The organism is Peribacillus sp. NPDC060253, assembly GCF_042727425.1.
Taxonomy (GTDB): Bacteria; Bacillota; Bacilli; order Bacillales; family DSM-1321; genus Peribacillus.
In genome coordinates this window covers 1-25731 of record NZ_JBHXAS010000072.1, presented here as the reverse complement: position 1 = coordinate 25731, position 25731 = coordinate 1, and the positions used below count along the sequence as shown (strand labels likewise).

General features: G+C 41.4%; 32 protein-coding genes. 14 read left to right on the top strand and 18 right to left on the bottom strand.

The features are described 5' to 3' along the window. Nucleotides 1-126: 126 nt before the first annotated feature. The 5 genes from ACFWE9_RS17830 (at nt 127) to ACFWE9_RS17810 (ending at nt 4537) form a co-directional block, all read left to right on the top strand. Nucleotides 127-765 (top strand): biotin/lipoyl-containing protein, encoded by a 639-nt coding sequence (locus ACFWE9_RS17830; protein ID WP_230159260.1) that lies wholly within the window; start codon nt 127-129, stop codon nt 763-765. Nucleotides 766-804: 39 nt separating this feature from the next. Continuing rightward, nucleotides 805-2424, top strand: coding sequence for a DHA2 family efflux MFS transporter permease subunit (locus ACFWE9_RS17825; RefSeq protein ID WP_377357957.1), 1620 nt, complete (start codon nt 805-807; stop codon nt 2422-2424). An 18-nt stretch (nt 2425-2442) separates the two neighbouring features. After that, nucleotides 2443-2973 (top strand): NAD(P)H-dependent oxidoreductase, encoded by a 531-nt coding sequence (locus tag ACFWE9_RS17820; protein WP_230159262.1) that lies wholly within the window; start codon nt 2443-2445, stop codon nt 2971-2973. Between the two features lie 13 nt (nt 2974-2986). Beyond that, nucleotides 2987-3334: a hypothetical protein gene (locus tag ACFWE9_RS17815; RefSeq protein ID WP_230159263.1), complete on the top strand. Its 348-nt coding sequence runs from the start codon at nt 2987-2989 to the stop codon at nt 3332-3334. A 282-nt stretch (nt 3335-3616) separates the two neighbouring features. Continuing rightward, a complete protein-coding gene (locus tag ACFWE9_RS17810) occupies nt 3617-4537 on the top strand; it encodes an EamA family transporter (RefSeq protein ID WP_377357954.1) in 921 nt (306 codons plus the stop codon). A 91-nt stretch (nt 4538-4628) separates the two neighbouring features. Here ACFWE9_RS17810 and ACFWE9_RS17805 read toward each other — a convergent pair whose 3' ends face one another. The 5 genes from ACFWE9_RS17805 to fabL form a co-directional block, all read right to left on the bottom strand. Beyond that, nucleotides 4629-6377 (bottom strand): ABC transporter ATP-binding protein, encoded by a 1749-nt coding sequence (locus ACFWE9_RS17805; protein ID WP_230159265.1) that lies wholly within the window; start codon nt 6375-6377, stop codon nt 4629-4631. A 181-nt stretch (nt 6378-6558) separates the two neighbouring features. Beyond that, entirely contained in the window at nt 6559-7092 is a 534-nt protein-coding gene (gene ntdP, locus ACFWE9_RS17800; protein WP_230159266.1) for a nucleoside tri-diphosphate phosphatase, read from the bottom strand. Nucleotides 7093-7327: 235 nt separating this feature from the next. Beyond that, complete coding sequence (locus ACFWE9_RS17795; RefSeq protein ID WP_230159267.1) at nt 7328-7582, bottom strand: YgaB family protein; 255 nt, start codon at nt 7580-7582, stop codon at nt 7328-7330. Nucleotides 7583-7753: 171 nt separating this feature from the next. Then, the gene (locus tag ACFWE9_RS17790; RefSeq protein ID WP_230159268.1) at nt 7754-8017 is read right to left on the bottom strand and encodes a gamma-type small acid-soluble spore protein; all 264 of its coding nucleotides are present in this window, start codon (nt 8015-8017) and stop codon (nt 7754-7756) included. An 81-nt stretch (nt 8018-8098) separates the two neighbouring features. Continuing rightward, nucleotides 8099-8848: an enoyl-[acyl-carrier-protein] reductase FabL gene (fabL, locus tag ACFWE9_RS17785; protein ID WP_230159269.1), complete on the bottom strand. Its 750-nt coding sequence runs from the start codon at nt 8846-8848 to the stop codon at nt 8099-8101. Nucleotides 8849-8916: 68 nt separating this feature from the next. On the opposite strand from fabL, the gene ACFWE9_RS17780 reads away from it, so the two are divergent. After that, entirely contained in the window at nt 8917-9141 is a 225-nt protein-coding gene (locus ACFWE9_RS17780) for a hypothetical protein (protein ID WP_230159270.1), read from the top strand. Nucleotides 9142-9298: 157 nt separating this feature from the next. Here the strand turns inward: ACFWE9_RS17780 and ACFWE9_RS17775 are convergent, their stop codons facing one another. Together ACFWE9_RS17775 and mutY are read right to left on the bottom strand one after the other, a co-directional pair. After that, nucleotides 9299-9568 carry a hypothetical protein gene (locus ACFWE9_RS17775; RefSeq protein ID WP_377357950.1) on the bottom strand — a complete coding sequence of 90 codons (270 nt, stop codon included), beginning with the start codon at nt 9566-9568 and terminating at the stop codon, nt 9299-9301. Nucleotides 9569-9640: 72 nt separating this feature from the next. After that, nucleotides 9641-10759: an A/G-specific adenine glycosylase gene (gene mutY, locus ACFWE9_RS17770; RefSeq protein WP_377357948.1), complete on the bottom strand. Its 1119-nt coding sequence runs from the start codon at nt 10757-10759 to the stop codon at nt 9641-9643. 206 nt (nt 10760-10965) lie between these two features. On the opposite strand from mutY, the gene ACFWE9_RS17765 reads away from it, so the two are divergent. Further along, a complete protein-coding gene (locus ACFWE9_RS17765) occupies nt 10966-11943 on the top strand; it encodes a metal-dependent hydrolase (RefSeq protein ID WP_377357946.1) in 978 nt (325 codons plus the stop codon). A 65-nt stretch (nt 11944-12008) separates the two neighbouring features. Here the strand turns inward: ACFWE9_RS17765 and ACFWE9_RS17760 are convergent, their stop codons facing one another. After that, on the bottom strand, nt 12009-12275 hold the full coding sequence (locus tag ACFWE9_RS17760; RefSeq protein ID WP_230159274.1) for a YfhJ family protein: 267 nt from the start codon (nt 12273-12275) through the stop codon (nt 12009-12011). Nucleotides 12276-12388: 113 nt separating this feature from the next. Here ACFWE9_RS17760 and ACFWE9_RS17755 point away from each other — a divergent pair, with 113 nt between their 5' ends. After that, on the top strand, nt 12389-12544 hold the full coding sequence (locus ACFWE9_RS17755; RefSeq protein WP_098370608.1) for a small, acid-soluble spore protein K: 156 nt from the start codon (nt 12389-12391) through the stop codon (nt 12542-12544). Between the two features lie 35 nt (nt 12545-12579). On the opposite strand, the gene ACFWE9_RS17750 is transcribed toward ACFWE9_RS17755, so the two are convergent. After that, the gene (locus ACFWE9_RS17750; RefSeq protein ID WP_377357944.1) at nt 12580-12891 is read right to left on the bottom strand and encodes a YfhH family protein; all 312 of its coding nucleotides are present in this window, start codon (nt 12889-12891) and stop codon (nt 12580-12582) included. A gap of 73 nt (nt 12892-12964) precedes the next feature. Further along, nucleotides 12965-13762, bottom strand: coding sequence for a recombination regulator RecX (recX, locus tag ACFWE9_RS17745; protein ID WP_377357943.1), 798 nt, complete (start codon nt 13760-13762; stop codon nt 12965-12967). Nucleotides 13763-13888: 126 nt separating this feature from the next. Here recX and ACFWE9_RS17740 point away from each other — a divergent pair, with 126 nt between their 5' ends. From ACFWE9_RS17740 to ACFWE9_RS17730, 3 genes are all read left to right on the top strand, one after another. Continuing rightward, nucleotides 13889-14809: a TIGR01777 family oxidoreductase gene (locus tag ACFWE9_RS17740; RefSeq protein ID WP_377357941.1), complete on the top strand. Its 921-nt coding sequence runs from the start codon at nt 13889-13891 to the stop codon at nt 14807-14809. A gap of 53 nt (nt 14810-14862) precedes the next feature. Continuing rightward, entirely contained in the window at nt 14863-14985 is a 123-nt protein-coding gene (locus tag ACFWE9_RS17735) for a YfhE family protein (RefSeq protein WP_230159277.1), read from the top strand. A 111-nt stretch (nt 14986-15096) separates the two neighbouring features. Then, nucleotides 15097-15282 carry a YfhD family protein gene (locus ACFWE9_RS17730; RefSeq protein ID WP_230159278.1) on the top strand — a complete coding sequence of 62 codons (186 nt, stop codon included), beginning with the start codon at nt 15097-15099 and terminating at the stop codon, nt 15280-15282. Nucleotides 15283-15723: 441 nt separating this feature from the next. Here the strand turns inward: ACFWE9_RS17730 and ACFWE9_RS17725 are convergent, their stop codons facing one another. The 5 genes from ACFWE9_RS17725 to ACFWE9_RS17705 form a co-directional block, all read right to left on the bottom strand. Continuing rightward, nucleotides 15724-17304, bottom strand: a complete 1581-nt coding sequence (locus ACFWE9_RS17725) for a fatty acid--CoA ligase (protein WP_377357938.1) — start codon at nt 17302-17304, stop codon at nt 15724-15726. Nucleotides 17305-17438: 134 nt separating this feature from the next. Continuing rightward, entirely contained in the window at nt 17439-18590 is a 1152-nt protein-coding gene (locus ACFWE9_RS17720; protein WP_377357936.1) for a thiolase family protein, read from the bottom strand. Nucleotides 18591-18621: 31 nt separating this feature from the next. Further along, nucleotides 18622-19767, bottom strand: a complete 1146-nt coding sequence (locus ACFWE9_RS17715) for an acyl-CoA dehydrogenase family protein (RefSeq protein WP_230159281.1) — start codon at nt 19765-19767, stop codon at nt 18622-18624. A gap of 108 nt (nt 19768-19875) precedes the next feature. Beyond that, nucleotides 19876-20643 (bottom strand): 3-hydroxyacyl-CoA dehydrogenase, encoded by a 768-nt coding sequence (locus tag ACFWE9_RS17710; protein WP_377357934.1) that lies wholly within the window; start codon nt 20641-20643, stop codon nt 19876-19878. A gap of 51 nt (nt 20644-20694) precedes the next feature. Beyond that, on the bottom strand, nt 20695-21114 hold the full coding sequence (locus tag ACFWE9_RS17705; protein ID WP_230159283.1) for a MerR family transcriptional regulator: 420 nt from the start codon (nt 21112-21114) through the stop codon (nt 20695-20697). Nucleotides 21115-21278: 164 nt separating this feature from the next. Here ACFWE9_RS17705 and ACFWE9_RS17700 point away from each other — a divergent pair, with 164 nt between their 5' ends. From ACFWE9_RS17700 to ACFWE9_RS17690, 3 genes are all read left to right on the top strand, one after another. After that, nucleotides 21279-21704 (top strand): universal stress protein, encoded by a 426-nt coding sequence (locus ACFWE9_RS17700; RefSeq protein WP_230159284.1) that lies wholly within the window; start codon nt 21279-21281, stop codon nt 21702-21704. A gap of 182 nt (nt 21705-21886) precedes the next feature. Beyond that, entirely contained in the window at nt 21887-22771 is an 885-nt protein-coding gene (gene cidR, locus ACFWE9_RS17695; protein WP_377357959.1) for a cidABC operon transcriptional activator CidR, read from the top strand. 153 nt (nt 22772-22924) lie between these two features. Continuing rightward, on the top strand, nt 22925-23296 hold the full coding sequence (locus ACFWE9_RS17690; RefSeq protein WP_377357932.1) for a hypothetical protein: 372 nt from the start codon (nt 22925-22927) through the stop codon (nt 23294-23296). Nucleotides 23297-23359: 63 nt separating this feature from the next. On the opposite strand, the gene ACFWE9_RS17685 is transcribed toward ACFWE9_RS17690, so the two are convergent. The 3 genes from ACFWE9_RS17685 to ACFWE9_RS17675 all read right to left on the bottom strand — a co-directional run. Continuing rightward, complete coding sequence (locus tag ACFWE9_RS17685; RefSeq protein ID WP_230159286.1) at nt 23360-24082, bottom strand: amino acid ABC transporter ATP-binding protein; 723 nt, start codon at nt 24080-24082, stop codon at nt 23360-23362. Next, nucleotides 24079-24735 carry an amino acid ABC transporter permease gene (locus ACFWE9_RS17680; protein WP_230159287.1) on the bottom strand — a complete coding sequence of 219 codons (657 nt, stop codon included), beginning with the start codon at nt 24733-24735 and terminating at the stop codon, nt 24079-24081. Before ACFWE9_RS17680 ends, ACFWE9_RS17685 begins: the two co-directional genes overlap by 4 nt. A gap of 83 nt (nt 24736-24818) precedes the next feature. Further along, nucleotides 24819-25731 (bottom strand): basic amino acid ABC transporter substrate-binding protein (locus tag ACFWE9_RS17675; RefSeq protein WP_377357929.1); only part of this gene is annotated, 913 nt, incomplete at its 5' end.

The window sequence follows — 25731 nt, the reverse complement described above, 5'->3', positions numbered from 1 at the left end:
AGTTAATATTTATTTAAATTAACAAATAAACATTGGATATAGGAGGCTGGTGTCTTTTAAAAAAACAATGCAGCATTTTAAAGGGTTACAAGAATCTATCATCAATATTTTTTGGAGGCGAAACAAGTGAATAGAGGACGTTTAGTTTTAATTAATGTCATTGGTTTGGTTATTATATTAGCGGTAGTAGCCGGTGGGGGTTATTACTATTATGAAAGCTCGAATTTCATTAAAACGGATGAAGCAAAAGTGACAGGAGATCTATATACCATCGTTGCCCCTGCTGCCGGTAAATTATCAGATTGGGACTTACACGAAGGCGACAGTGTCAACAAGAATGATAAAGTGGCTAACGTAACTTCTTTAGACGGAAAAGAAGCTGTAAAAACAGCAGCACAAGGTACAATCGTTAAAACACAAGTGCATGATGAACAACTTGTACAAGCGGGTCAAACTCTTGCCCAGACCATCAATATGGGTGATCTATCCATAACGGCTAATATTGAAGAAAATAAATTGAAGAATATTGAAAAAGGTGACAGTGTCGATATTATCATCGATGGAGATCCCGATACCGTTTTTGAAGGAACATTAGAACAAATCGGTTATGCCACAACGTCTGTCTTTTCAGTAATGGGCAATCAAAACAGCAGCGGAAACTATACAAAAGTCACGCAAAAAGTTCCAGTTAAAATTTCCATTAAAGCACCATCCGATAAAGTTCTGCCTGGAATGAACGCAGAAGTGAAAATTTCAACAAAATAAACCGGCTACACAGTTATACAGAAAGGAGGCTTTCCTTAAATGGCTTCTCAAACAATCTCAGTAAACGAAAACAAGGGAATGAAACAGTTTGCCCCCATGTTAATTATCTTAATGCTAGGTTTGTTCATGGTCATATTGAATCAAACCTTGCTCAGTGTCGCCATGCCAAGGATGATGGCTGAATTTAATGTAGCTGCGACTACGATTCAATGGTTATCAACTGGATTCATGCTCGTAAATGGAGCTTTGATTCCACTTTCCGCTTTTTTAATAGAACGGTTTGGCACGCGGATGTTATTCCTTACTGCCATGTTTCTATTCACGGTTGGGACCTTCATCTGCGGCATCTCACCAAATTTCCCCGTCATCCTTACAGGTCGATTGATTCAGGCTGCTGGCGGCGGGATCTTGCAGCCATTGGTCATGACGATCATTCTTTTTATCTTTCCACCTGAAATGCGCGGGAAAGGAATGGGGATCTTTGGGCTGGCCATCATGTTTGCTCCTGCCATCGGACCGACTTTATCAGGTTGGGTCATTCAGGAATATAGCTGGCGGGTCATGTTCTACGCAATGGTGCCATTAGGCTTGATTATCATGACACTTGCCTTTTTTAATATGCGGAATGTAGCAGAACCAAAGAAAATCAAATTGGATTTGATCGGCGCCTCTTTATCCTTGATAGGTGTTGCTTCACTACTATACGGTGTCAGTGAAGCAGGTTCCAAAGGCTGGACGGATATCATCGTTCTGGGAACCATCATCGTAGGGCTTATCCTCCTCACCCTATTTGTGGTTCAACAGCTAAAATCGGATACACCGATGCTCGACTTCCGTGTATTTAAATATGATATGTTCGTATTATCGAATATCATTTCGGCCATTGTTACAGTTGCCATGTTCACAGGGATTTTCTTATTGCCTATTTATTTACAGACACTAAGAGGATTCACACCTGTTCAATCCGGTCTATTGATGTTACCTGGTGCCCTAGTGATGATGGTGATGTCACCCGTCTCTGGAGCCTTATTCGACAAAATCGGACCTCGTCCATTAGCCTTGATTGGTTTAGCGATCACCGCTATTACAACCTTCGAATTCGCTAAATTGACTACAGAAACGACCTATTCGACTTTGGTCATCATCTATGCCATCCGTTCACTTGGAATGGCTTTACTGATGATGCCGATCATGACAGCTGGGATGAATCAGCTTCCGAGGCATTTGAATACACATGGTACGGCGATGAGCAATACGCTGAAACAAGTAACCGGGGCCATCGGTACGAGCTTCGTGACGACCATTTATACAACCCGTGCTTCATACCATGGAACGGCTTTAGGAACGGAAATGAGTACGAGTGATCCCGGTTTTGTTCAGAACTTCCAATCAATCGTTCAATCCATCATGAGTTCAATGAATCAAACTAGTGAGCAGGCACAGGAAACTGCAATGTCACTGATTTCGTCCCAAATCCAGGGGCAAGCAAATGTAATGGGAATCAATGATGCATTTTTCTGGGCAACTGGTTTCGCAATTGTCGGTATCGTTCTCTCACTGTTTTTACGTGACGTTCGGAAGGACAAAGCCATCAAACAAGTTAAACAAGAAAAATTGGATGTACCTTTGCTGCCTTCACCTGTAAAAAAATCGGTTTAATTAAATGGGGGAATTAGAATGAAGATCTATGTTGTATACGATAGTGAAGGCAATCATACGAAGGCACTTGCCGAATCAATAGCACAAGGAGCCGCTGAGGTTCCTGGCGCCGAGGTTCTCATTGACCATGTAAACGAGGCTGATGTTTATAAGCTTCAGGATATGGATGCAATCATTTGGGGCTGTCCGGGCCATTTCGGCACGATCAGTTCTAGTTTGAAGACTTGGATTGATAAACTTGGATATCTATGGGCAGAAGGTGCACTAATTAATAAAGTGGGGGCTGTGTTCTGTACGACGGCCACCGTACATGGAGGGCTCGAGGCAACCATGTTGAACTTAATCACCCCTATGCTTCATCAAGGCATGATCATTGTCGGCTTACCCGGCACTGTCCCTGAAAACGCCTTGTATGGATCCTACTATGGTGTAGGGATAAGCTGCCCGCCCGGTGTGGATGACAACATCACCAAAAATGACCTGCAGCTTGGAGAAGCATTAGGAAAACGGGTAGCCCATGTCACCCGTTCATTCATAAACGAGCTCTAGGAGGCTTGATTCAATGGGCATCATCATTCTAATTATCATCGTTGCCATTTTAGCGGTTACGTGCTTAATCACATTCAATGTCAAAGCCTTATCACCTGAAGATAAGCCGGTTGTCGAGGAAGCGAACTCATTTGAAGAGTCCGCTCCCTCTTCAAATGATGATTCAGTTACCGAAATCATCGTCCCGACAGACAATGATGAATTGAAAATGAAAGATCAGGATTATCGTTTGGCGCTTTCCAAGCTTCACAATCAAAAGCCAAACGATGAGCCAACTGTAGAAAAAAAGCCTAATCTTAGCAAAATGAAAGACAAAGAATACCGTGGTTCATTGGAAGATTTCCAACAGAATCGCGATTGAAATCCAGCTCCCCTCATTGGCATATTTGCCTTTTGGGGGGATTTTTGTTTTTATGCCATGAAAGGGATCATTGCCGCCTTTGCTTAACGATCACGAGACCGTTTTACTTATTTTTTTGGTTGACAATGATTCAGAAAGACTTTAAGCTAAGGAAATGCAAAACAAACATTTTTTTAAACTCAGCTTTTGTTGAGAGACGGAATTTTAAAAGGATTTCCTTTTTTCGTTCGTCACTTGCCTATTCGGCAGGTGGCGATTTTTATTTTTATAGGGGGGAAAAACATGCAACTTTTGAAGTATTCCATAATGGTGTTAATTGGTTCGATCTCATATGGCACATTATCCACCATGATCAAGTTTGGATTTATGGATGGCCATTCTTCTGGTGAACTGGTCGGCAGTCAATACCTTGTCGGCTGGCTGATTGTTTCCGTTTTATTTCTATTTTCGTTTAAATATAAAGTTTCATGGAAAAGTGCCGGATTACTTTTAATAACAGGCATGATGTCCACTTTCGTAGGAAAGGCCTATGCCGTTTCCGTATCAGAACTTCCCGCTTCGATTGCCGTTGTATTTTTATTTCAATTTACCTGGATAGGCGTCCTTATCGAAAGTTTCTTAAATAAAAGGCGCCCGGATAAAAATAAACTCATGGCCATTTTCGTTCTCTTCATCGGTACATTATTTGCAGGGGCGATTTTTGGTCAGCCTCTCTCTGCATTAAGCCTAAAAGGTGTACTGTTCGGATTATTATCTGCGTTGCTTTTTGCTCTTTATATGTTTTGCAACTCTCAATTCGCAGTTGGGGAATCTTCCATGAAACGGTTGTTTTACATTGCAACTGGTGCGATGCTGACTGCTGTGTTCACGACAAACCCCGTCACACTTGTTACGAACCTTGTCCAAACGAACCTCTGGTACTACGGTTTGTTGCTCGGGACGTTAGGTGTTCTTGTTCCTTTCTTTTTCTTTGTCGTCAGTTTGCCGAAAGTGGGTGTAGGGCTTGGAACGATACTATGTGCAGCGGAATTGCCGTCAGCGATGGTCGTATCCGTCATCTTCTTGAATGAACAAGTTACGTCACTGCAATGGTTCGGGATGTGCTTGATCATCGTAGGCATCGCCTTGCCGGAGGGAATGAAGTATCTTTCGCAATTCCTTCCTGATAAAGAAAAAGCATTTCATGAAAAAAGAATTTCATAACTGGACGCACTAGATCGTAAAAGAATAAGAAAGACCATTCCCGATTAGAGGAATGGTCTTTTCTGTGTATATTTCATAGGTAGGTTTTCCCTTAGGAATCCAATTGTTGCACTTGAAATAGGTTGTAGTAATGCCCTTGTTTTTTCATAAGTTCTTCATGTGTACCCATTTCGGTAATTTCCCCATTATCGATATGAACAATCCGATCGGCATGGGTAATGGTTGATAACCGGTGGGCCACAATGATGGTGGTCCGGTTTTTGGCCAAAATATCAAGCGCCTCCTGGATATAATGTTCACTCTCTAAATCCAATGCGGATGTGGCTTCATCCAGCACGAGGATAGGCGGATTTTTCAAAAATACCCTCGCAATGGCAACCCGTTGCTTTTGCCCTCCGGATAGTTTCACTCCCCGTTCTCCTACTTTTGTTTCATACCCCTCTTTCAAACCCATAATGAAGTCATGGGCATTCGCCGCTTTTGCCGCTTTAAATACTTCCTCATCACTTGCATCAGGCCGTCCCATAAGGATGTTGGCCTTAACCGATTCACTAAATAAGATATTATCCTGCAGGACCATCCCGATTTTATCCCTTAGGCTGCGGACTTGATATTTACGGATATCCGTCCCATCCAATAATACCCTTCCCTCGGTCACATCATAGAAACGGGAAATTAAACTGACGATCGAGGATTTTCCTCCGCCGCTCATTCCAACAAGTGCAATGGTTTCTCCCGGCAAAACATCCAGGTTAATATGCTTTAAAACAGGTGCCTCTTTCTCATCATATGCAAACGAAACATCCTGAAACGTAATTCGTCCGTCTACATGCTTCAGCTCTTTCGCACCAGGCTCGTCATCGATATCATACTTCTCATCCACAAATTCAAAAACCCTGTCCATGGACGCCAATGTCTGCGTCATTGTGGTCGATGAGTTAACTAATCGTCTGAGGGGGTTATATAGCCGGTCAATGAAACCGACGAAAGCAACCATCGTTCCAAGCGACATTTGTTCATGAATAACCTGATAACCGGCAAATCCGATCACGAGCAGCGGGGCAATATCCGTAATCGTATTGACGACAGCAAATGACTTGGCATTCCAACTCGTATGCTTCAGGGCCTTATCCAGGAAATTCTTGTTCTGCTTCGCAAACAATTCCTGTTCCCGATCTTCTATCGCAAAGCTTTTGATGACCGACATCCCTGAAACCCGTTCATGAAGGTGACTCTGTACGTCCGCCAACGCCTGTGACCGGACCCTTGTATAGGTTCTGAGCTTGCCAAAGAAATGCTTGATCGAAAATGTATAAAATGGAAGCATGATGATGGAAACAATGGTTAATTTCACGTCCATCGTAAACATGATGGCTATCACTATAATAATCGTTGCGATATCCAGCCAAAGATTCATCAAACCCGTGATGACAAAGTTCTTCGTTTGTTCCACATCCGTAATCATCCTTGAGATGACCTCGCCCACTCTTGTGTTGGAATAATATTTAAAGCTCAGTTTCTGTATATGAGTAAATAAATCATTTCGGATATCATATAAGATCTTCGTTCCTGTCCATTGTGCGAAATACTGGCGGTAATACTCAATAGGCGGTCTCACCGCAACAAAAATGAACAGCATGATGCCCATTACCCAAAAAAGGCGTTCGGACTTCACAGCTTTGGACAGGTCACCATTCCCGATAATGTCATCCACGATATATTTACTAAGCAATGGAAGCAAAAGCGGTATCGCGAACTTTAACATTCCAATTAAAACCGTCCCGATTATCTGCCATTTATACGGCTTGACGAATTGTAAATATCTCTTAACGCTCTCCACGGAATTCCTCCATTTCTCCTGCAATAAATCACAATGCTAAAAAAAGTCCAGTAATGTTCAATTGGAATCCTTAGATGCACTTTTCAATTATATTTTCCTTTTCGAAGAATAACTATCAAAACGATTTAAAATGATTCAGTACGCAATAGAAAAAGCCTGCTAATTTAGCAGCAGGCCTTTCTTATCTTCGATAGGTTAAAAAGCGTTCATACCAACTATCAATAAACTCTGCGGAGAATGGTCCTTTTCGCTGGCGTATCATATAAATTAAATAGTCTACGTTCTGTTTCAATATTGAATCGATGGCATCAGGGTAATTCATTTCTTTCCGATGCCTTTCATATTCATCCTCATCCAGCAAATTAAACGTCATATCTGGGAATACTTTAATGTCCAGGTCATAATCAATGTATTTTAATGCTCCGGAATCATATGTGAACGGAGAACTGATATTGCAATAATAATAAACCCCGTCCTCTCTTAACATACCGATAACATTAAACCAATACTTTGAATGAAAATAGCAAATCGCCGGCTCTCTTGTAATCCAGGTCCTTCCATCTGATTCCGTCACCATAGTACGGTCATTTGCCGCTATCATCAGATTTTGGGTCCCTTTTAAAACGGTTGTCTCTTCCCAGATACGATGGATATGTCCATTATGTTTATAGCTATGGATTTGGATTTTTCCTCCTTCGGCAGGAACAATCCCCATTTATCTCTCCCTACTTTCTATAGACACCCTGACAGCGTACTGTGCCCTATTCCGTTTGCAGTTATTGTGTGTATTTAAAAATATATACTTTTTTCCATTTACCCTATATTCCTATATTATAGCGATTTATTCATGAATTTAAAACAAAAGTGGCTAATCTCCCAGTGAAAATGTGTAAATAAGTCGAAAAAGTCTGACCCATCCACCCATTTTATCTTAGAAATTAGCCAATTATTTATTGTATTGCAGCCTGTTCTTGCTGAAAATAACGGATCACTTCTTCCGTTTGCCTCTCGAACATATCATGGATACTTTTCAATTCCTGCTTCTTGAGTTGAATCTCTTCCTGAATGGTGACTGCTTCACTCTCTTCTTGCAGGGCAAGGAGTTGCTTCTCTATATCCTGGCATCTCTCGATTTCGGATTGTAAAAGTAAAAGCTTATCCATCGTTTTCAACTGGTTGTTTATTAGCCGGTTAAATTCCTCCATGAATGCACCTTCCTAATCTGTATTTTTTCTATAGTATGTATATTCTATTTTATTCTGATATCTCCTTTGACATAAAATGTAAACACGATGAAACATTTGTCGAATTCAAAGGAAGCAAAAAAACGAAAGGCATCCTTCAAAAGAAGGACGCCTTTCGTTTTGTTATGGCAATTAGCCTTGGCTTTTATTGCTTTGAGATTTTTGGTTTTGTTGCTTCACTTGTTGAACGTTAGTTTCAGAAGCAAACTCAGTGCCGTATTGGCCTTGGCCCTTATTTTGCTGAGATTGAGCGTTTTGTTGCTTCACTTGTTGAACGTTTGTTTCAGAAGCAAACTCAGTGCCGTATTGGCCTTGACCTTGTTGAGATTGCGCGTTTTGTTGTCTCACTTGTTGAGCGTTAGTACCTGCTTGTGATTTATTATTGTTTTTAGCCATTGATATCACCTCCACGATAATAAGATAACCATTATCCGGAAGTGTTATCCAACTAAAAACATTTAAATTTTTCCAGTTATATTAAACAAGTAATGAAATGCCTCCATCAACTATAACGGTTTGTCCACGAATCATACTTGCCCCATCGGAAATTAAAAACAGAATGGTGCTCACCATATCCTCCACTTCGACCATCCGCCCAGCAGGAGTCTGTTCTGCCGCCTCAGCAAGCATTTCATCCCGATTCGGGAAAGACTTTAGGGCATCCGTATCGATCACACCGCCTGAAACGGCATTGACACAAATGTTTTTCGCAGCCAGTTCGACCGCTAAATATCTTGTCAGAGCTTCAAGCGCAGCTTTGGAAACACCCACAGCTGTATAATTTTTCAAATAGCGAATGGATCCAAGTGAACTGATGCTGACGATTTTCCCTCCGCCGTTCCTCTCCATTAGTTTCGCCGCTTCCTGTGCACAGAAAAGGAGCGCTTTCGTATTGATATCCATTGTCCAGTTCCAATGGGATTCTTCAAGCTCCATCAATGGGCGCTGTACTCCTGATGCCGCATTATTAATGAAGATATCCAAACGTCCATAAAAGGCATCGATTTCCTCAAACATGGTTTTCACTTTCGCGACGTCACCGACATTCGCCTTCACTACAAGAGCTTTACGCCCCAATGCTTCAATTTCGGCTGCCACTTCTAATGCTTTCGACTTGCTCCGGGCATAATTAATAACGAGGTCGTAACCTTCCTCTGCAAGTTTTATTGCCGTGCTTCTTCCTAAACCTTTGCTACTACCTGTAACGAGCGCCACTTTTTGTTCCATTCGTTTATTCATCCTTTCTGAGTAAACACCGAGTTTTAAAAATCATTTTTTTAAGGAGTGTTACTGTTATGTATGTTGGACGTGATATGACAGAGTTGTCGATGATGAAAAAATCGGATTGGGAAAATAGTGAACTTGCCTATTTTCATCACTCCCTTCAACAAATGGTACCTTATTTAAACCAAGAAGGACAGAGTATCCATAGTGAAATCGTCAAAGAAATTGAAAATAGAGGCGGACTTAGCAGACAGGAAGCCGATTATACTCATGGTACGAATACCATTTACGATTGATTTCATTATTGAATTTCAACAAAAAGAAGAGGATATCTTAGCGGATATCCTCGCAGACTGTAGTCAAACTCTCGATGAAAATGGAGTTTGACTACAGTTTTTTTGAGGGGTGTAAAATTCAAATGTTGGATTTTCACTCCAGACACTCGCTTTCCAATCATTTTTGTTTTAAAATCACGATTTTTTTGTACGATAGAATTACGATTCCACAAATCAGGGCTGTCCAAAGGAATGTCAACGAATAAACGGAAGGTGACATCACCTTACCGAATGCAGTTTCATTCTGTAATGCCCCTACTTGTTCCCAAGCATTTACTACGTCTGGTTTATACAGGGTTGTTTTTACAGCACCTACCAGCATCGCACTGCCCATATATAAAGCGTGTATGATGATAGAACCGATGAATGCTTGAATGACCCCCTTCATTTCCCCACCTCCAATAACCTTATATTACCATATACCAAAACGTGTTTTCATATAGGTAAACAAAAAAAGCATTTATTCTATACGTGCTTTTTCTTTGTAGGCTTTCATCATCTTTTGATGGGAAACCGGAAATGCGAACTCCTCCATCTCTTCTTCACTAACCCACTTGAGCTGGTGTTCTCTTAACGTCTCTTCACTGATCTTTTCATTGACCATTCCCGTATACGTGTCCACTTTCCAAACAAGATGTGAGAAAACATGTTCAATTCTCACAAGAGATTCCGTGATTTCCGGTTTGACACCGTACATTTCCTGAAAACGACTCTCGAAGAATTCCCGCTTATGCAAAAGGGGTGAATGGTTCTCGAAGTTCGGATATTCCCAAAGGTTAGCCAGCAATCCTTCAGATGCCCGCTTGTGAATTAAAACTTCACCCTTTTCATTTGTTAAAACGGCAGCCACAATGGGTACATCCCGCGTTTTTTTCTTTTGGATTTTAACAGGAAGTTCTGATTGAACCCCTGCTTCGAATGCAAGACAATGCCTTTGAACGGGACATAACAGGCAGGCTGGCTTACCAGGTGTGCAGATTAATGCCCCCAGTTCCATCAGGGCTTGATTAAAGGCAGAAGTATGTTCATGATCGATCAGCTTTCTGACAGCAGCCTCAAATGTTTTTCTCGTCTTTGGCTTTGCAATGTCTTCATATATCATCAATATCCGCGATAATACACGCATGACGTTTCCATCGACAGCTGGCTCCGGCTTGCCATAGGCGATGCTTAGGATAGCACCAGCCGTATAAGGTCCAACCCCTTTCAATTTGGAGATTTCCTCGGGATCATCCGGCACGATCCCATTATAAGATGCCTTCACTTCCTGAACGGCACTTTGAAGATTCCTTACACGCGAATAATACCCAAGGCCTTCCCATGCTTTTAAGATTTTCTCTTCATCGGCATTGGCAAAATCCTCAAGTGTGGGGAACCATTCCACAAACCTGTTGAAATAAGGAATCACCGTATCCACTCTCGTTTGCTGAAGCATGATTTCAGAAACCCAAACACGGTACGGGTCCTTATTTTCCCTCCATGGCAATTGTCTTTGTTCTTTTTGAAACCAGGAAACTAAATCTTGTTGAAATTCTTCAATTTTTATATTTTCTATTGTCGGGATCATTATTTCTTTCAAATCAGTTCCTCCAAAAATGTTACACTCTTATCAAAAATGGGAATACCTATTATAAGGCATTCTTTTTTAAGTAATATGTTCACATCCATTTTTATTGTAATGGGTCACAAAAATAAATCAAATTATATTCATTTGATGGTTAATATATAAATACGGTATGATTAAAGAAGACCATTTTTTTAAATTGTGGCAGGGAGGTTAGATTTTTGGATACAGGTACTCACTTTGTCATGGGAATTGCTCTTGGAGGTCTTGCCACATTAGATCCTGTCATTGCGCAGAGCCCGATCACTGCAAGTGCAGTCATAGCAGGTACAATATTGGGATCACAAGCTCCAGACATTGACACCGTTCTAAAATTAAGGAATAACGCTGTATATATACGAAACCACCGTGGAATCACGCATTCCATTCCCGCTGTTTTACTTTGGCCCTTGATTATCAGCGGAGCTCTCTTTGCCATCATACCTGAAGCAAATTACCTTCATCTTTGGCTTTGGACCTTTCTAGCTGTATTCCTCCATGTATTCGTGGATATATTCAATGCTTATGGGACTCAGGCCCTTAGGCCGATTTCGTCAAAATGGGTAGCTTTAGGGGTCATCAATACATTTGACCCGTTCATTTTTGGAATACATGTTGCCGGACTGATATTATGGGGCTATGGATTTCCCCCAGGCTATTTATTTCTCTCGATTTACGGAATACTCGTCATCTATTATATCTCTCGATTCAGGGAACAGGCTTTTATTAAACGAGCTGTTAAGCAGCAAATCCCGGGAGCAAGGAAAATCCTTTTATCACCGACCATGCGTTTTCACCGCTGGAAAATTGCCGTGATTACCGAAAAGAATTATTATGTGGCACGAGCCGATAATGGGCGTGTGACCATTCTTGATACGTTTGATCGAGTGCCATTGCCTGAAAGTGAAATTCTCGAAGTCGCCAAGAAGGATATCAACTTGGCAGCCTTTCTGTCCTTTTCTCCGGTTTACCGCTTTGAAATCGAACAAATAAAAGAATATTATGAAGTACGTTTTATCGATTTAAGATACCGCAGCAATGGGTACTACCCATTCGTGGCAGTCGTCCATTTAGACAACGATTTGAATATCTTGAATTCATATACAGGATGGATCTTTAGCGAAGCGAAACTGCAGAAGAAATTGAATATCATATTGTAGTCGCATACATTCACATACATCGAAAAAAGGCTGATTCCAGGGAAACCCCTCTGGAACCAGCTTTTTTAATGCAATCGATTCTGCTGATTTAATAAATGTTGATATTTAGGATTTTTTGCAATGAACTCGTGGAATTGTTCACCATAATTATCAATCCAGGTCCTTACTACACGTGATGTCATTTCTTCCCCGGCATACTCATGTCCAGCTTTTGCATAGGTCGCTTCGAAATCTTCCCATAATAATTCCACCCAAGTCAAGGCTTGCTCATACGTGATGTGCTCATTTTTCTCAAGCAGTATCTTGGTTAATCTTTCATGGTAATCATTCATTAGAACCACCTCATTGCCAATATTTTTACAGACTGAACTATACTGTTCCTTACCCATACTAGTGATAAGCGGAAACGCTTCTTTCTTTAATCTGATGCTTGGAGGAGAAAAACTTGCGAAATAAACAAAAAGGATTCCCCAACCAAAACAACAATAAATTTCATGGCGAGCCTCGTGCAAAGGCAAGGTATGCTTCAAAGCGTGCAGATGGCAGTATTAATACACACCCTCAAGAACGAATGAAAGCATCAAACGAGCGATCGAATTAACTTCAGGTGGAATCGGGGCTTTCCTCGGTTCCTTTTTATTTCAACATCGAAATGGGCAGTGCCTCTTCCTTTCCGCTTCCGCCTAAGCGGTAACCCCAGGCAAATACGCCATTCATATAATCAATTTTGAAATAGACACCGGGATCTCCATCTATTTGATAAATTTCACCTTTTTCGAAGTCATCCGGATTTAACAGATAGGCCTTGGCCATCGTCACTTTTCGTTCCAATACAGAAAATTCATTAACCATTCCCAATTGCTCAGCTTTTCTCGCCTTTTCCGTCAACGCTGCAATTTCCTGTTGTAATTCATAGGCAGATAACTTGCTGTATCTTATGTCGCTCATATATGGCTCCTTAAATGAAGAATTAATTTACTTCTATATTAAACAAAATTTTGTGATTTGGCTATCGATGTACTTAATCACAGTCGGGATTGGAAAGATAACGCTCAATTAATTCTATTGGAAAACCTTTTCGGTATAATGCTTGCTTCATCTTATGTTCATATTCGAAGCCTTCATGATTTTTGTAGCGGCGTTGCATTTTTTCAGCATGATGGCATAGCGAATCCCATTGTTCATCCTCATCCTTCTCAACTGTCACATCTTCAAGTGCTTCAAGAATGACATCTCTTGGGAAACCTTTTCGTAACAAAGTTTGTTCAACCTTCTGCCTTAATGCCCGCTCCGAAATGTTTTTTTCCTTTTTTACAGATTTTCCAGCAAGTTTTCTTGCATGCTCAATTTGAATATCGTAGGGGTATTCCTTTAGTGCCTCGACAACCGATTTTTCTTGTATCCCCTTTTCCTTCAGCTCGAGCTTCAGGGTAGTGGGCCCTTTATTGCCTCCGTTCACATGGGTACGTACGTAAGCCTTGGCAAATTCAAGGTCATCTAAATAATTAAAGCTGTATAGCTTATGTATCGCTTCCTTTATGATCGGCTCTTCCGCGTCCTTCTTTCTTAAATAAAGGCGAATTTCCGATTCCGAACGCATTCGGTATGATAAATAATTAAGTGCATCGGTAAATGCTTTTTGGATTTCATCATGGAATTGTATTTCAGCTAATAGCAGGTCATCAAGTGCCGTACCCTTTTTCAAATGAAATTTCAATAGCACTTCTTCGTCCACACTGAAAGCATATTTTTCATCAACGAAAATGTTATAACGATCTTTACGTTTTTTTTGGGTTGTTATTTTTGTTATGTTTGGCATAAAATCCACCCCCACCCCTACTTTACCCCTTTACGTGTACCATTTCTATATATAGCATGTCTAAAAATGAAAAAAGCACATGGGCATGTTAAAGTGAAGGAAAGATAGGGAAAGGAAGTGGTTTTCATGAAAATAGCCATTGCTGGTGGAAGCGGTTTTGTCGGCACAGCCCTTATTGATGAATTATCAAAAGAAAATCATGATATATATATTTTGACACGTCATCCCGAAAAATTTAACAAACAGGAAAATTTGACATATATCGGCTGGTTGATCGAGGACGCTAAGCCGGAACTCCATTTGGCGGGACTCGATGTTTTCATAAATCTTGCTGGTGAATCATTAAGCAGCGGGCGTTGGACTCCTGAACGAAAACGGCGGATTGTCGAAAGCAGGGTCGAAGCTTCCAAAGAGATGAACCGGATCCTTTCCGCACTGCCCGATAAAGTGTCTGTCATCATCAATGCAAGTGCAATCGGATATTACGGTATTTCGGACCATGAAACCTTTACTGAAACCTCTGAATCCATCGGTGATGATTTCTTGAGCCGTACTGTTAAGCTATGGGAAAAGGAAGCGTCTAAATCCAGCCCATTCAGTAAACGGGTCGTCCTTACAAGATTTGGTGTGATTCTGGGGGAAAAAGAAGGAGCATTGCCAATGATGGCCCTCCCTTATAAACTTTTTGGCGGAGGAAAGATGGGCAAAGGGAATCAGTGGCTTTCCTGGATTCATATTCACGACGTGGTCCGTGCAATAATCTTTTGCATGAACGATTCAAGAATCGAAGGCCCAGTCAATTTTACGGCACCAACCCCCGTTCCGATGAATACATTCGGTAAAACGATAGGTGCTGTATTGCACCGACCCCATTGGTTTTCTGTACCTCCCTTCATCCTCAAGACCATGATGGGGGAAATGAGTATACTTGTACTTGAAGGACAAAATGTCCTGCCCATTAAACTTAAAGAGGAAGGGTTCATGTTTTCTTTTCCAACCCTTAAAGATGCTTTACAAAATATCTTAAAAGGAGATTATCACGTATGAAAGTACCCTTTTAGGAAAAAATAGGGATATTAAGTGAAATGGAGATGATCTAATTGTCCAAAAAACACGAAAAAGAAAAAAGTAACTTAACGAGCACCCAAGCGATTCTTTATGCTCGGGAATTTAAAAGTGCAGATCGAGCTGGAGGATTTAGCGAGAAGAAATCCCGACGTTAAGTTTGGAGTTTTTTCCCGTACATTTTGATCAACCATTCAACACAAAATAAGCTAGAGATGATAAGTGTAATCATCTCTAGCTTATTTATTTTTATTCTAGGGGGCGCTAAAATGGGACGTAATAACATACATCATAATCGTGACAAAAACAAACAAAAACTTCCGCAAGTTCCTAAAAACCTGAAAAGTGACGGGCTTGACGTTGAATATTCTTCCGAACTGGCTGACCAGGAAGACATCGAGGCACAAGCCCGGGCAAATGCGGCAGACCGCCGTGCTCATAATCGCCGCCAATAAATAAACAAAGGGGCTGTAAAACAGCCCCAATTATATTCTTATACACAACGTTTATCCACACCCCTGTGTATATTGTGGATATATTCTGAAAATACTGACAAGGAGTAGGTACAATTACTCGTCTTACTAACATGAAAATAATGTTATTTCTGGATAACCCTGTGGATTATGTGGATAAAGGATGTATGCCGCTGATTACGCTATACTTATGTTGTGGATAACTTTTCACTTTCCCTGTTTGATTCGATAGGATTATTATTCCCAATTTACTAAAGCATCAATTGTGACCAGCTGCTGTGATATCCCTTTTTACGGATTTTTGGTGAATTGAATGATTGCCCTTACTTACCTTCCCCCCTCAATAGAATGGGTTCTCGGTAATGTTGTATGCCAAACAATTAACCAACCAGTCAATATAAAGTCAAACCTATACCCTCGCCATTAAAGGAAGTTCCACAAACTTTTGTCATCAGCCATTCCTTCCAACTGTTTACGAAGCAAGAATTTTTGAATCTTACCACTTGCGTTCCGAGGCAACTCATCACAGAAGATATATTTTCTTGGACGTTTATAATTAGCCAGTGTATTACTGTTCTTACACCAGGCTTCTAAATCGCTTTCCCTCAATGCTTTATCTTTAGCTACGATGAATGCTGTTACCAGTTCCCCCCATTTATCATCGGGCTGACCAAGCACTGCACAGTCGAGAATGCCTTGATGCTCATAAAGAGTGTCTTCGACTTCACGCGGATACACATTTTCTCCTCCGGAGATAATCATGTCGTCCACTCGGTCCTTGACCCACAGATATCCATCTTCATCCAGAAAACCGATATCACCAGAATGGTACCAGCCTTTGTAAAGCGCTTTTTCCGTCTCTGCATCTTTTTGAAAGTAACCTTTCATGATACATGGACCTTTCACAAGAATTTCCCCTGTTTCACCAGGCTCCAGCTTATCCTCGGGATCCGCTGGCCCTTCGTCATTGGGACGGGCAATGATGATGTCATGATTGGAGCATGCTTTGCCGGCAGACCCCGCTTTTCTAATTTGATCATCTTCCAATAGGAGAGTGATGGCTGGACCCATTTCCGTCATTCCGTATGCTTGGATGAACTGGATGCCCAGTTTCTCCTGACATGCACGTACAAGTGTTGGCGCCATTGGAGCCGCTCCATAAAGCCCTAGTTTCAAACTTTGGAATTTATACTCATGTAGGTTTTCTTGAATGAGCATGTTCCACATCGTAGGTGCAGCAAATAACTTGGTGATTCCCTCGGATTCAATTAGTTCCATTACCTTTTTAGGATTAAACTGATGCAGTAAGACATTCGTGGCACCAACCTGTACGCGAGGTAAAAAGGAACAGTGCAGTTCTGCACAATGAAACATCGGTGCAGTAATCAAACCGATATCTGAACGATCATACTTCATTGCCTCAATTAATATCTCAGATTGTTTGACCATATCTTTATGAAGGTGAATGACACCTTTTGGACGTCCGGTTGTCCCGCTCGTATACATGATGGCATAAACATCATCCTCGTGAACGTCCACCTCAGCGGGCTGTGATGAGACACTAGCCATTTTTTGGCGGTAGCCTTTGGCATATCCAGGCACATGATCATCAATATACCAGAAAGCCATTTCTGGGAATCGCTTTTCAACATCGGCAATACTCGATTCCAACTCCTGTTCGAATAAAACGACCTTTGGGGCTGCGTCACTTAAGATGAAGGCCAGCTCTTCTGCCATTAAGCGGAAGTTGATTGGATTGAAGATTGCGCCGATTTTTGCACAGGCAAAAAATGCGGTGGCAAGCTCTTCATTGTTGTAAAGGTAGGTAGAGACCCTGTCCCCTTTTCGCACTCCTTCCGCTTGAAGGGCCGCCGCCAGTCTATTCACCTGGTCATTCCACTGAATATACGTATAGCGGATATTTCTTCTCACGTCGTAGATAGCTTCTTTAATGGGGAATTTCTGAACCGTCTGATCAAAGATATTTTTAATCGTTACTGACATATCATTATCCTCCTCAAGTAAACCCACCATCAACGGAATGAGTTCACGTCAGCCTGCCGATGGTAAGGTCTTTATCCTTTTTCAGCTTTTACTTTCGTGCGAATTACAAATGTTCATAACCAGACAGTCCCTTTTCAGTCCAATCTTTCAATGATGGTGGCATTCGCCATGCCGTGGCCCTCACACATTGTTTGCAGCCCATAGCGGCCGCCAGTTCTCTCTAACTCATGAATCATTGACACCATTATTCGGGCACCACTGCCGCCAAGAGGATGCCCTAAAGCAATCGCCCCGCCATTTGGATTAAGCTTCTTAGGATCTGCCCCCGTTTCTTTTAGCCAGGCAATCGGTACAGGAGCGAAAGCCTCATTCACTTCAAAGATATCAATATCATCAATGGAAAGTCCTGCTTTTTCCAAAGCTTTTTGAGTGGCGGGAATCGGGCCCGTCAGCATCAGGGTGGGATCTGACCCAACAACAACCCGTGTATGCACTTTAAATCGCGGTTTCAATCCAAGTTCTTCCGCTTTTCTGCGCTCCATCAATAATAAGGCGGCGGCACCATCACTGATCTGGCTTGAGTTCCCGGCATGAATTAAACCGTCTTCTTGAAAAACCGTTTTCAACCCTGCGAGTACTTCAAGCGTAGTTCCAGCCCTTGGCCCTTGATCTTCTATAACTTCCATATGATTTCCTTCTTTATCGGTACCCGTTAATGAGATCATTTCACGGTTGAAATGGCCTTCTTTTTGAGCACGAATTGCTTTAGCGTGACTTTCGACGGAAAACTGATCACATTCCTCACGTGTGATTCCCCACTTGTCCGCGATTCTTTCTGCTGATAAACCTTGGTTGATCACCTCATAGTTGTCTAAATACTTCTGACTTGTTACAGCTCCTTGATAATTTGACCCCATAGGGACCCGGGACATGTTTTCCACTCCCCCTGCCACGACCACATCCATGTCCCCTGACAAAATGGCTTGGGAAGCGAAATGTACAGCCTGCTGACTTGACCCGCATTGACGGTCAATCGTCGTTCCCGGCACTTCAATCGGATAACCGGCAATCAGTGCAGCAACGCGTGCTATATCACCGGCCTGTTCCCCAGACTGTGAAACACACCCTAAAATGACATCATCGACAAGAGCAGGATCAATGCCCGCCTTTTCGATCAGCTTCCTCAATACTTCCCCGGCTAGATCATCTGGGCGAATGTCTTTCAAGACACCGTTCCTTCTTCCGACTGGAGTGCGAATGCCTTCAACGATAACCACTTCACGCATATACTCTCTCCCCCTTCTCATCCTGTTTTTATTAAAGCCCAAGGTTCTTAGCGATGATTTTCTTCATGATTTCATTTGTTCCCGCATAGATGCTTGCCACTGGTACATCCCGATACCTTCTGGCAATCTTGTATTCTTCCATATATCCATATCCGCCGTGTAGCTGCATACATTCAATGGATATTTTTCTGGCAGTCTCCGTCAAACGCCATTTTGCCATCGACACGTCTGTAACGACCTGTTCACCCGCCATATGCATGGAGATCAATTGATCAAGGAACACACGCCCCATTTTGATTTCAGTTGCCATTTCGGCAATTTTGAATTGTGTATTTTGAAATTGACTCACGGATTTTCCGAACGCTTCCCTGCTTTTCACGTATTCAATCGTATCGGCAAGCATATCCTCAGATGCCGTTTGGGCACAAATCGCTACGACAAGGCGTTCCTGCTGCAATTTCTCCATTAAATAGGTAAAACCCTTGCCTTCTTCACCAAGCAGATTTTCCTTTGGAACACGACAATCCTCAAAAATGAGTTCTGCTGTATCCTGACTGTGTAAACCAAGCTTCTTCAGTTTTCTTCCCCTGGAAAATCCGGGTGTATCCCTTTCAACCACGACTAAGCTTACGCCTTTATGCTTCGGAACTGCACTTGGATCCGTTTTGCAAGCCACGATAACTAGATCCGCGTGTATTCCATTTGTAATGAATGTCTTTTGGCCATTTAATATGTAGTGATCTCCATCCAAAATCGCAGTCGTTTTAATGTTGGCCAAATCCGAACCTGTTCCAGGCTCTGTCATGGCGATGGCTGTAATGCTTTCCCCTGACGTACATTTTGGAAGCCAGCGCTGTTTCTGCAACTCATTTCCGTAAGCGGCAATATACGGAACAGTAATGTCACTGTGAAGCCCAAAACCTATGAAACCAGAACCCACTCTTTCTAATTCTTCATTAATTATGACTGCAAAGCCCCAATCTACCCCGGAGCCCCCATACTCTTCTTCAAGGTCTGGACATAAAAAGCCCTGCTCCCCCATCTTCACCCAAAATGAACGGGGAATGATCCGTTCTTCCTCCCATCGTTCATAGTGTGGAACCGCTTCTTTCTCTAAAAACTTTCGGAATGACTTACGGAATATCTCATGTTCTTCACTAAGATATGGATGTTTCATCTGTTTTATCTCCTCTGCATGCTTTGTCATATCGCCTCCCCATTGATGGGACGCCTCTTATTCATGAACTTTATCGATCTCATAATCTTTCCCGAATGGAATGGACTCTTATCTTGGTGACATCCGAATGGCGCCATCCAGCCTGATCGTTTCCCCGTTCAGCATTGGATTCGTAATGATGCTTTCCGTCAGTTTCGCGTACTCTTCGGGATACCCGAGCCTTGATGGAAATGGCACGGTTTTACCTAATGACAGCCTCGCTTCTTCAGGCAATGAATCGAACATCGGAGTGTGGAATAAACCCGGTGCAATCGATACGACACGTATCCCTTTGGTGGCAAGCTCCCTCGCAATCGGCAGGGTCATCCCGACTATTCCTCCCTTGGAGGCACTATATGCGGCCTGTCCGATTTGTCCTTCAAAGGCAGCTACGGAAGCTGTATTGATCATGACCCCACGCTCCCCCTCATGGTTCGGTTCGTTCTCGACCATTTTTTCAGCTGCAAGACGAATCACGTTGAATGTACCGACCAAATTGATTGCTACAACATTTGAGAACGCTTTCAATTCATGTGTACCTTTTCTCCCTATGACCTTCTCTGCAATCGCAACACCCGCACAGTTGATGACCGTATTGATGCTCCCGAATCTTTCAATTCCTTTTTTCAACCCTTCCCTTACACTATCTTCACTTGTTACATCCGTTTTGACAAACAGAACTGAATTTCCCAATTCATGGGCCATTTTAGCCCCTTTTTCTTCCGAGAGGTCAAATATGATAGCTTTTCCACCTTTATTAATGATATTTCTTACCGTCGCCGCTCCGAGACCTGAAGCCCCACCTGTCACTACTGCTATGGTTTCTTTAATATCCAAATCCTCACCTCATTTGTTTCGTCTAGTATATATATTCATCCTTCACTATCATCAAAACCTATTTTCAATATTAATTTCTCTGCTTGCTGTCTTATCGTTTGCCTTCAAATCATGAAGGGCATCAGTAAAGCCTTTGATCATCTGTTCAAAATCCTGCTTCAATCCATCCAGTTCTTTAATGCGCTCATTAATTTCGTTTAATTTCTGTCCTGCTGTATCAATCGTTTTTTCCAATTGCTTAATGCCTGTCCTATCCTTATCGAATAACAGAACGATTTCCTTTATTTCCACTAATGAAAACCCATACTTCTTACCGCGCATGATGATTTTGAGTTGTGCGTATTCTTTCTTTCCATAAACTCTATTTCCTGATTCAGTACGCTTTGGCCTAAGCATCCCCAGCTCCTCATAATACCGGAGAGTCCTAGTTGTCAATTCGAATTCTTTTGCTAACTCAGAAATGGTATACATGTTAAAACCACACTTTGCAAAGGGATTAATTACCTATATCTTAACATTGACGTGAACGTAAACTTCAATGATTATTCACAAAATTTCTAATATATGAAACTATATGAAAGATTCAAACTGATATACTAAGGGTATAATCTATAAAAGAAGGGAAGGATAAAATCATGTTCTGTTCAAAAATATTAGTTGCTTATGATGAATCTGAATTGGCACTTAAATCTTTAGAAAAAGCAATGGAATTGGCGAAGCAGGATCCAGCTATTGAAATCCAGGTGCTTCACGCTGTTACACTTCCAATCAAACCGAATATATATGGTAATGCTTTTCAGGAGATTGAAGAATCCATGCTCAAATATGGCAATGAAGTGATTAAAAAAGCGGAAGCACTATTGTCCGAAATCCCGAATGCATCCCAAACATTTGTCGTAGAGGGTTCAGCCATCACGACTTTATTGGATCATGTTAAATCCCAGAATTGCGACCTTATCATTATGGGCAGTCGCGGATTGAGTGGTTTCAAGGAATTCCTTGGGAGCGTGAGCCACTACATCGTCCAACATTCTCCTGTGCCTGTCTTATTAGTTAAATAGAATGAACGTCAAGTCATATTTATCGCCTGCCAATTTAAAGAAGCTGTGTTCCCCTTTGGAGTCAGCTTCTTTAAGCTCGTCTAAAACATAAGGTACATTCAATCAAAACTTCTCATGTTTTACAAACGCTTCTGTTTACAGGTAAAATGAAAGTAATTTTAATGAGGATAACAGGTGAAGCGATGGATATTAAGCATTTGCAATACTTTATAGAGGTAACCAATTTTAATAGCTTTACTCGGGCAGCCGATCATTTGTTCATTACCCAGCCGACCATCAGCAAGATGATTAAAAATTTGGAAACCGAACTAGGTGTTGAACTTTTTGATCGTTCACGTAAGCAATTGATCCTAACCGATGCAGGCAGGGTTGTCTTAGAGCAGGCAAAATTGATAGATAAGGCCTTTCACAATTTAGAAACGGAAATGGACAATTTATTAGGTTTGCAAAAGGGACATATACGCATCGGATTGCCGCCAATCATCGACGCTTCTTTCTTCCCCCGAATTCTTAGTCATTTTCATGAGGACTATCCCAATATAACCTTTCAATTAATGGAGGATGGTTCAAAAAAGATTGAAGAATCCGTCCAAAATGACCTAATTGATATAGGCGTAATAGTCCTGCCTACCAATACTACAATTTTTCATCATTTTGCCTTTTTAGAAGAAGATATCAACTTGATTGTGCATCCCTCCCATCCGCATGCTTGTCTGGAAGAAATCGAGTTGTCCGCCCTGGAGAATGAGTCTTTCATCTTATTCAATAAAGATTACGTTCTAAGAGACTTGATCATTTCATCCTGTAATCAAGCTGGTTTTTCTCCACATATCATTACGGAAAGCTCACGCTGGGATTTTATTGAGGAGATGGTTTATTGTAAACTTGGCATTGCTCTTTTACCAGAAAGTTTATGCCGTCACAATGAACGAGTGAGGTCCATCAAGGTTAAAAAACCCTCCATTAGTTGGAATTTGGGACTCATTTGGAGTAAGGATCATTACCTTTCATGTGCTGCAAAGGAATGGCTGAAATATATGAAGGAAGCGTTGACTCATAAAGAGTGATTCCTTCTGTTGGTGTAAGCACTATCATAGATGTAGGTTATGAACATGATAACATCTATCCATTTTACAATACCAAAAGGCGGGGTTAGACTTGGTATGAGCAAAAAGGACGGTAAATGCTAATGGATCCTTATTTTTAGAAAGGAAATATGTATGATCACTTTATCTAGTGTTGTTGAGTTACAGGCAACCAAAGAAGCTTTGGAGAAAATTAAATTTTCATACCCCGAACTATTTAATAAATTACTCCATGTCGTTGCCTTAACACGAGCTTTTCAATTTAAATATCAATTTATGGGCACATTGATCATGGATGAAAACCCTAACGAATACACCCCTGAATTCGTTATGCCCTCCGTTATCCACTTATATATAGAGGAAGTTCAAAAGTTAAAGGATGATCCGAATATCCCGGTCTTACTCCAGGCCGTCTCCCAAAATAAAAATATTGGATATGCAAAATTCAGTATGCTTGTGCTCGGTAAAAGCCCTGAATCGCTTTCAGGCGCTTCATATATTAAATGAAGCCCTGATATGTTCCTAAAAAAAACCTCCATTGACGGAAGGTTTTTTTTCTTTCATGCAAAATTAAAGTACTTTGCTCAAAAATGCTTTGGTTCTTTCCTGCTGCGGATTATCAAAAATCTCACTGGGGATATTCTCTTCAATAATATAACCTTCGTCCATGAAAATCACACGATCCCCAACTTCCTTTGCAAATCCCATCTCATGGGTCACCACGACCATGGTCATACCTTCCTTAGCCAACTGCTTCATAACCTCAAGCACTTCACCGACCATTTCTGGATCTAGAGCGGAAGTTGGCTCGTCGAACAACATGATTTTAGGTTCCATCGCTAACGCCCTAGCAATTGCCACGCGTTGCTTTTGTCCCCCGGATAGTGAATCCGGATATGCTTTCGCTTTCTCGGCAAGCCCCACTTTCTTAAGCAATTCCATGCCTTTTTGGGATGCCTGTTCTTTGGAAACCTTTCTCACTTTTAATGGCGCAAGCATAATATTCTCAAGTACAGTCTTATGGGGAAATAAGTTGAAATGCTGAAATACCATGCCAACTTCCGTTCGGACTTTATTGATATTGACCTTCTTGTCTGTCGTATCAAGTCCTTCTATGTAAATATGACCACCCGTTATGGTTTCTAGTTGATTGATACACCTGAGGAAGGTAGATTTACCCGACCCAGAAGGACCAATTACCACGACTACTTCCTGAGGGGAAACGATTGCATTGATATTTTTCAATACTTCGTTATTCCCGAATGACTTCTTTAGATTCTCGACCTTGATCATTCTGTTTTCAACCTTCTTTCGAGTCTATTTAATACGAAACTTAAAATGAGTGTCAGGAATAAATAGATGAAGGCACACGCCAAATATGGCTCCCACACTTTAAAATACTGACTCCCCATCGCTTTTCCCCAATACATTAATTCCGGGGCTGCAATGACACACAATAAGGAGGAATCTTTTAATAATACGATGAATTCATTTCCTAGCGGCGGGATCATTCTTTTGAAAGCTTGAGGTAATACAACATGAATCATGGTTTGAGCATGGGTCATTCCCAAAGAACGGGACCCTTCCGTTTGTCCTTTATCGATGGATTGGATGCCCGCACGGAATATTTCCGCAATATATGCCGCTGCATTTAAAGATAACGCAATGACCCCGGCGGCTACTGCATTCGTTTCCCCGGTAAAAAAGGGCACCACTCCAAAATGAATTAAAAAGATTTGGACTAAAAGCGGAGTTCCGCGAAAAACCGTGACATAACAATAAAATGGAAATGCAAGCACTTTGTTCCTTATGATTTTCCCTAAGCCTATCAATAACCCCAAAAAGGTTCCGATGAGGATGGAGGAAACCGACAGCCCTATAGTAAGCAATGTTCCTTTTAATAAGAAAGGAGCATATTCAAAAATAATATCCCAGCGAAAACTCATTCCGTTCCCCTCCTAAAGGCCAAAAAAACTGCGTAACTTCAAACGTAAAGTCACGCAATCTTTTACTATCCACTTGTTTTATTTTATTGTTGTGCTTTCAATGTTTCGATATCCGGATCAGTACCAAACCATTCTTTATAAATTTCTGCATATTTCCCATTTTCATAAATGGCATTCACGGCTTTATCGAACTCCGATTTCAATTCACTGCCTTTAGGGAACATTAGACCATAGAACTCCTCATTGAAACTTTTGCTATCTTCGACGACTTTCAGTTTTTGATCGGGGTTATTTTTCACATATTCCTCAACAACCGTATTATCGGCTACGACCGCTGCAGCTCCACCCTGTAATAATTCCTGAATGGCCAGGTTATTATTTTCGAATTTTTTGATGTCTTTGTGATTCTTGCCTATCAGTTTCTCTACCGCTTCCTGTCCAGTTGTGCCAGTCTGAACGGCAATGACCTTACCTTTCAATTCATTTCCTGATTTTATATCACTTTTCTCAGGAACGAGAATCTTGTTTGTGGATAAGAAATATGGAACCGAGAAATCATACGTTTGTCTTCTTTCGTCATTCACCGTAATGGCAGATATTGCGACATCCGCTCTTTTAGATTCGATTTCCACAAAAATCGGATCCCATCCAACGCTTTCCAATTTAACATCATAACCGGCTTCTTTTGCAACAGCTTTGATGAAATCAACATCGAATCCTACAATCTTATCGCCTTCAAGAAATTCAAATGGAGCATAATTCGCGTCCGTTACGATCCTGAGTGTTTTTCCATCTGATCCTTCTTCTTTACTTTCTTTACCAGTTGTCGAGACTTCTTTATCCTTCCCGCAACCTGTCATGACGAGTAACAAAGAAGCTATCATTGCAAACATTAAAAAAGAAACCTTTTTCAAATTAATCCCCTCTTCTCTCTCGTAAACTCTCATTTTTAAAAAAACAGATAAATCTAATTTTAGAGAACATTCAGTATTTTCA